Source organism: Actinoplanes subtropicus (assembly GCF_000721705.1).
Classification (GTDB): Bacteria; Actinomycetota; Actinomycetes; order Mycobacteriales; family Micromonosporaceae; genus Actinoplanes; species Actinoplanes subtropicus.
In genome coordinates, this window is the sequence record NZ_JOJL01000174.1 from 1 (window position 1) to 292 (window position 292).

General features: G+C 73.6%; 1 protein-coding gene. It reads left to right on the forward strand.

All coding sequences use genetic code 11. The annotated features are described in order from the left end of the window. A partial coding sequence (locus IH26_RS0152725; protein ID WP_030443839.1) for an AMP-binding protein occupies nucleotides 1-292 on the forward strand: 292 nt, incomplete at both ends.

Below are 292 nucleotides of genomic sequence, written 5' to 3' on the forward strand. Positions count from 1 at the left end.
GCTGCTGCAGCGGTTCGCCGACCGGTTCGGGGGCGAGATCATCGACGGCATCGGCTCCACCGAGGCGCTGCACATCTTCCTGTCCAACCGGCCCGGCGACGTCCACCCCGGCACGACCGGCGTCGCCGTCCCCGGCTACGACCTCGAGCTGCGCGACCTCGACGGCAATCCGGTCGCCGACGGCGAGCCGGGATCGCTGTTCGTCCGCGGCGAATCCATCGCGCTCGGCTACTGGCGCCGCGCCGCCGCGAGCCGCACCGTCTTCGCCGGCGAGTGGCTCAGCACCGGCGAC